Raw genomic sequence first — 5965 nt, 5'->3', positions numbered from 1 at the left:
CGCCTCGCGCTCGGCATCGGCGGCGGCGCAGGCACGCTCCGCCGCCCCGCAGGGGGCGAAGACCGGCAGCGCGCCCCAGCCCGCCCCTCCGGCTTCCGCACGAAAGGCGGCGAGCGCCGCGAGGCAGTTCACTTCAGGACGATCCGACCCTCGACCTTGGCGTCGATCGTGCCGAGCTTGCGCAGATAGACCATGACCTCATTGGCCATCAGCTTGCCGTCGGTGAGGCCGATCACCGTCCTGCCGCGCCCGAGAGCGGTGTAGCCGTCGCCACCCTCCAGCATGAAGTTGTTCGAGGCGACGGTGTATTTGCCGGCGGGGTCGATCGGCTGGCCGTCGACCGTGATCGAAAGGACGCGGGAGCCCTGGGGCTGCTTCGGATCGGCTTCGAACTTGAAGCCGGAGATGACCGGGAAGCGCCCGGCGCCCTGAGGGGCGTCGCGCAGGCCGTTCTCGAGCGCGTCCTTGATGTCCTTGCCGGTGATTTCGACCATGACGGTCGCGTTGCCGAAGGGCAGTTCGCTCAGCACGTCGCGGCGGGTCAGCTTATGGCCGGCCGGATACTGCTTGTTCGCGCGGATGCCGCCGGCATTGGTGATGGCGAGCTTGGCGCCGGTGGCGGCGCGGATCGCGTCGGCGATGAGGTTGCCGATCGCGGCCTCCTGGGTGCGGATGACGCCGGTGCGGGAATCGAGCGGCGCGGCGAGCACGGCAACGTCGATGTCGAGCTCCTTGGAGAGTTCCGATTCGTAGCCCTTGACCAGGGCGGCGACCTCGGGATCGGGCGTGGCGGAGCGGGAGTCGTTGACGCGGAAGGTCGGGGTCCAGGAAACCTGCCGGGCCGCGCCCTCGCCGCGCACGCTGACGGCGACATCGATGGCGGTGACGTAATTGCCCTCCTCGTTGGACTCCACCATCACGACCTTGCCGTCATAGGCGATGGCGAGGTCGTGGTCGTGGCCGGTCAGCAGGATGTCGACGACGCGCGAGCGCACGATCTCGTTGTCCATGGCCCGGTCGGCATGGACGACGGCGACGAGCACGTCCGCCCCCTGGCTCTTCAGCACCTTCGCCTCGCGGCGCAGCGCCTCCATTGTCGAGGAAAACGTCAGGTCGCCGGGGTTGGAGATCTGCGGCGTGGGATCGAAGGTCGTGCCAATGACGCCGACCTTAAACCCGCCGAGCTCGAAGATCTGCGAATCCTTGTGGCCCGGCAGCGGCTGGCCGGCCGCGTCACGCAGATTGGCGGCGAAGGTCGGGTAGCTCTGGGCGGCGGTGAGCTTGAGGTAGTTCTCCTTGCCGAAGTCGAATTCGTGATTGCCGGGCACGAAGACATCGAGCCCCATCTTGTTCTGCATCGCCACGATATGGGCGCCCTGGTCGAAGCCCGACATCAGCGAGGGCGAGTAGCAGTCACCCGCATGGCAGAACAGCAGCGGCACGCCCTTGGCGCGCTCGGCTTTGGCGATGCCGGCCGCCCGAGCGAAGCCGCCGCGGCCCTTGTCGTCGCTCATCTTGTAGATGTCGTTGACCAGCAGCAGGGTGAAGGCAGGCGCCGGCTGCTGCGCGATCGCAGCCGGGGCGGTGGCGGCGAGCGCGGCCGGAGCGGCAATGACGCCGAGCGCGTTGCGGCGGGTGAGCTTGGTCATGCGAGGGAGCCCCTGCTTGAGAACCGCTCCAGACTAGCAAAGCCTGCGCCAGGCTGGCCAGCGGAACCGCGGGCGCCCGCAGGACTTTCTGCAGCGTCATGCGATGTCGCACCCCTTTGCGCGACACTGGACGAAACTGGTAACTCGTCTAAATCACGGCTGCGGCAGGGGCGACCGCCCGGGCGATCCCAGGCCTCCGGCGTGGGTTTCGCATCCGGCCTCGCCGCAAGCCGCGTTACCGCTTCCCCGGCCGGTGCCTGAAGGACATCCGCGATCATGACAGTCCAGACCAAGCCGGCCGCCGATATGAGGGCCGTGATGCTTCCGCCCGACCATCCGCCGGTCCGCACCGGACGCATCGGCGTGCTGCTGATGAATCTCGGCACGCCCGAGGGCACGACCTACTGGCCGATGCGGGCCTATCTCAAGGAGTTCCTCTCCGATCGGCGCGTCATCGAGACCTCTCGCTGGCTGTGGTGGCCGCTGCTGAACCTCGTGATCCTGACCACAAGGCCGAGCCGCAAGGGCAAGGACTACGCCTCCGTCTGGAACAACGAACGCGACGAGGGGCCGCTGAAGACGATCACGCGCTCGCAGACCGAGCAGCTCGCGGCGCGGCTGACGGCGGAGCATGGCGAGCGGCTCGTCTTCGACTGGGCGATGCGCTACGGCCTGCCCGACGTGAAGAGCCGGCTCGAGGCGCTGCTGGCCCAGGGCTGCGACCGCATCCTGATGGTGCCGCTCTACCCGCAATATGCGGCCCCGACCTCCGCCACGGCCTGCGACCAGGCCTTCCGCGCCCTGATGACGATGCGCTGGCAGCCGGCGGTGCGCGTGGCACCGCCCTATCACGACGACCCGGCCTATATCAAAGCGCTGGCCGATTCGATGCGCGCCTCGCTGGCCAAGCTCGACTTCGACCCCGAAGTGATCCTCTGCTCCTTCCACGGCATGCCGAAGGACTATCTCCTCAAGGGCGACCCCTATCACTGCCACTGCGCCAAGACCTGGCGGCTTCTGCGTGAGGAACTCGGCTACAGCCCCGAGCACTTTCGCATGACCTTCCAGTCGCGCTTCGGGCCCGACGAGTGGCTGAAGCCCTATACCGACGAGACCGTGAAGTTGCTGGCCACCTCGGGCGTGAAGTCGATGGCGATCGTGGCGCCGGGCTTTTCGGCGGATTGTCTGGAGACGCTGGAAGAGCTCGATGTCGAGAACCGCGAGATCTTCCTGCACAATGGCGGGCAGCAATTCGCCTATCTGCCCTGCCTGAACGATTCGCCCGAGGGCATCGACGCGATCGAGGCCGTGGTGCGCCGTGAGTTGATGGGCTGGGTCTGATCCGGGGCGGGCTCAACCCGGCCCGCCACGAAATCCGCGACCAGGCCCGCGACCCGCGGCGCCGTCAGGATGCGGCGATGGCCGAGCCCTGCCAGCGCCTCCAGCCTGACGAAGGGGCCGGCATCCGCCAGCGCCTGCGCATGGGCGAAGGGCACTTCGCGGTCGTCCCGGCAATGCAGCAGCAGCGTCGGCCCACCGTAGCGCTGCAACTGGGTGGCGCCGGCGAAGGCGGCGACCGGCACGCCCGCGACCGCATGGATGCGGGCCTCCAGCGCCCGCAGGCCGCGCGGGCCGAGCCCGATGCGGCAAGCGAACCAACCCGCGACCTCCTGCATGGACGACGGCGGCGCGATCAGCACCAGGCGCCTGGCTGCGACGCGGGGCTGCGCCGGCAGCGTTCCCGCAAGCGCCGCCAGCGCGATCGAGCCGCCGAACGAATGCGCGACGATCGCCTCGACGGGGCCGACCGCGCGCGCCACCGCCGCCAGACTCGCGACGCCGGTCGGCAGGTCGAGGGTGACGCCGGTCGAATCGCCATGCGCCGGGAGGTCGAAGGCAACGACCCTCAACCCGGCATCGAGCAAAGGTCTGACGAACGCCGCCATCACCGCCGCCTGCCCGGTCCAACCATGCAGCAGGATCACGCAGGCAGGCGTGCCGACGCCTTCGCGGTGCGGAGGCTCGAACAAGCGCGCGGCAACCGAGCCACAGGGAAACGGGACCGAGAGGGGCGTGCCTGCTTCGAGCCGCGCTGCGAGGGACTTGACCGAGGCGGCCCGATCGTTGCCCTGCTTGGGACGTGGTGGGGTGCAGAACAGGCGGAAGGCGATCCGGCCGGTCAGGCCGGGTGCGAGTGTTTCGCCGAGGCGCGCCAGAGACCGCGTGAGACGCAGGAGCAGAGCCGACATGATCTCGACCTCGATTTGTTCAACGCTGAACGAGTATGTTCAATGATGAACAAAAAGCAAGAGGGTGTCGAAGTCGAGACGGCGGCCCCTGTCCGCCCCTGGGATCTGCCGCGCTTCCGCAACTGGCTGGCCGTCGCGCGCGTGCATCAGCTCTGGAAGAAGGTTTTCGGCGAGGCGCTGGCGCCGCTCGGCATTCAGGTCGCGCATTACGACGTGCTGGCCAACATCGCGCATGTGCCGGGCCTGACGCAGCAGGCCCTGGCCGAGAAGCTTCTGGTCGGGCGCAGCGCGATGAGCATGCTGCTCCCGGAGCTGGAGCGGCGCGGGCTGATCGAGCGGCGGGCCGACGAGGCGGACCGCCGGCTGCGCCGGCTCTGGCTGACGTCGGAGGGCGAAACGCTGACCGGCCGGGCCATGGCGATCCATGTCGAGCGGCTCGAGGCGATGATGCAAGTGCTCAGCGATGCCGAATGCGATGCCGTAGGCGAGATGATGCGCCGGGTTGCGGCCTCCATGGCCCGCTAGGCAGGGCGCCGAGCATGAAAAAGGGCCGCCCTCGCGAGCGGCCCTCCGGGGTCGATGGTAGGAGGCGGATTACTTCGCCGGGGCGAAGATGCCGAGGCTGCTCGCCGTAATGTCGAAGGAGAGCGTGCCGACGACGGCGGGGCCGCACCATTTCGAACTGGCCGAACCGCTGATGATCCCGCGCGGGTCGGCCGTGTTCAGGAAGCACTCGCTCTTCGACAGGTTGGTGTCGTGATAGCGCACATCCGCCGTCAGGTTCTTGTAGGTATAGGAGACGCCGGCATTCCAGTAGAGATAGTCCGGCAGGTTGGTCGGCGGCGTCGTCGACCAGATCGCCTGGTTGGTGCGGCCGAGCCAGTAGTGACCGAACTCGCCGGAGATCGAGAGGCCCTCGAGGAAGGGCAGCGCGTATTTCGCGGTGATCGAGGCGTAGGTGCCGGTCGCACCGGTACCCAGCCAGTCCCAGGCGTAGAAGACGTTGGCGCCGACGGTCAGGCTGTCCTTGTAGGTATAGGAGACCTTGCCGTAGACCTCGGTGAAGTCGGTGTTCTTCGGCGTCCAGAACACGCCGGCCGGGAAGACGAACTGCTTCTCGCCGGGGTAGTAGTACTGCCACACGCCGAAGTCGAAGGTCAGGTCGCCGAACTTCGGACGGATCCCGGCGTAGAAGTCGATCTCGGCGTCGGGTCGCGTCACGAGGTCGAGATTCGAGGCGTAGACACCGGCATAGAACAGGTTGTTGTAGAACTGCAGTTCGACGCCACCTTGGATCGCGGGCTTGCGGTCCGTCTGCGAAATGCCGCGGAAGTTGTAGTCCGTCATCGCCTTCACGCTGACCGCAACATCGATCCAGGTGATGCTCGGCGGGATCGGCGCAACGGGGGCGGCCTTCCGGCTCGGCAGATCGGCCGCCTGCGCGGCGCTCGCGAAGGCGGCGAGGGACAGGGCCACACCCGTGACCGAAGACCTCAGGAAATCGAAGACCATCATCTGCTCCGTGCGCGTCGGCGCGCCCGTTTGCGCGCTTTCGTCACAATGAAGCCGCTTCGTCGCCATTTTGGGCAAGACGAGCTTTTCACCACCATGCCCGGCGAATAAGCAAAAGCCCCGCGGAGCGGGGCTTTCATGCCTTCAAAATCGCCGCAGCCGACGAAGCATCCGCCGGTGTGGCTTTCACGCCACGCCAGCGGCGCAGCTCAACGTGTAGCCGGCTGGCTCGCGAAGGCGGCGGACGTCTCGTCGACCCGGCTCGTCCGCAGCCTGTCGGCTCGGCGCGGCGGCAGAGGCGCGACCACCTCGGTCGGAGAGGCAGGAACCACGGAGGCGACGGGCGCGGCGGCGTTCGGCTCGGCCGGGCGCGCGCCGATCATCGGCACGAAGCTCAGCGCCCGGCGGTAGAAGGGCTCGCCCTCCGCCGAAGCCGTGCCGAAGGAGCCGGTGGCAACGGGCTCCTGAGCGGCGGCGCCCGGCTGGACGCGGGCAAGCTGGGTCGTGGCGGCCGCAGCCGGCGCCGGGCGGGGAGTTTCGGCGCGGGGCGGCTCG

The 5965-nt window shown here is 68.2% G+C and carries 5 protein-coding genes and 1 pseudogene; 2 read left to right on the top strand and 4 right to left on the bottom strand.

Features of this window, described 5'->3' with window-relative positions; translation table 11 throughout:
* Positions 1-128: 128 nt before the first annotated feature.
* Entirely contained in the window at positions 129-1649 is a 1521-nt protein-coding gene (locus Q8M82_RS00315; protein WP_305689404.1) for a bifunctional metallophosphatase/5'-nucleotidase, read from the bottom strand.
* Between the two features lie 276 nt (positions 1650-1925).
* On the opposite strand from Q8M82_RS00315, the gene hemH reads away from it, so the two are divergent.
* Positions 1926-2990 (top strand): ferrochelatase, encoded by a 1065-nt coding sequence (hemH, locus tag Q8M82_RS00310; RefSeq protein ID WP_305689403.1) that lies wholly within the window; start codon positions 1926-1928, stop codon positions 2988-2990.
* On the opposite strand, the gene Q8M82_RS00305 is transcribed toward hemH, so the two are convergent.
* A complete protein-coding gene (locus tag Q8M82_RS00305) occupies positions 2906-3898 on the bottom strand; it encodes an alpha/beta fold hydrolase (RefSeq protein ID WP_305689402.1) in 993 nt (330 codons plus the stop codon). The two genes, hemH and Q8M82_RS00305, sit on opposite strands and share 85 nt — an antisense overlap.
* Before the next feature lie 45 nt (positions 3899-3943).
* Here Q8M82_RS00305 and Q8M82_RS00300 point away from each other — a divergent pair, with 45 nt between their 5' ends.
* Complete coding sequence (locus Q8M82_RS00300; protein WP_305689401.1) at positions 3944-4423, top strand: MarR family winged helix-turn-helix transcriptional regulator; 480 nt, start codon at positions 3944-3946, stop codon at positions 4421-4423.
* Positions 4424-4492: 69 nt separating this feature from the next.
* Here the strand turns inward: Q8M82_RS00300 and Q8M82_RS00295 are convergent, their stop codons facing one another.
* Positions 4493-5410 (bottom strand): TorF family putative porin, encoded by a 918-nt coding sequence (locus Q8M82_RS00295; protein ID WP_305689400.1) that lies wholly within the window; start codon positions 5408-5410, stop codon positions 4493-4495.
* Positions 5411-5619: 209 nt separating this feature from the next.
* A pseudogene (locus Q8M82_RS00290) lies at positions 5620-5965 on the bottom strand (hypothetical protein); the annotation flags it as partial.

Origin of the sequence: Allobosea sp., from assembly GCF_030694325.1 — a bacterium.
GTDB lineage: Bacteria > Pseudomonadota > Alphaproteobacteria > Rhizobiales > Beijerinckiaceae > Allobosea.
Note: the sequence above shows the minus strand (reverse complement) of the source record. Positions and strands in the feature narration are given on the sequence as shown.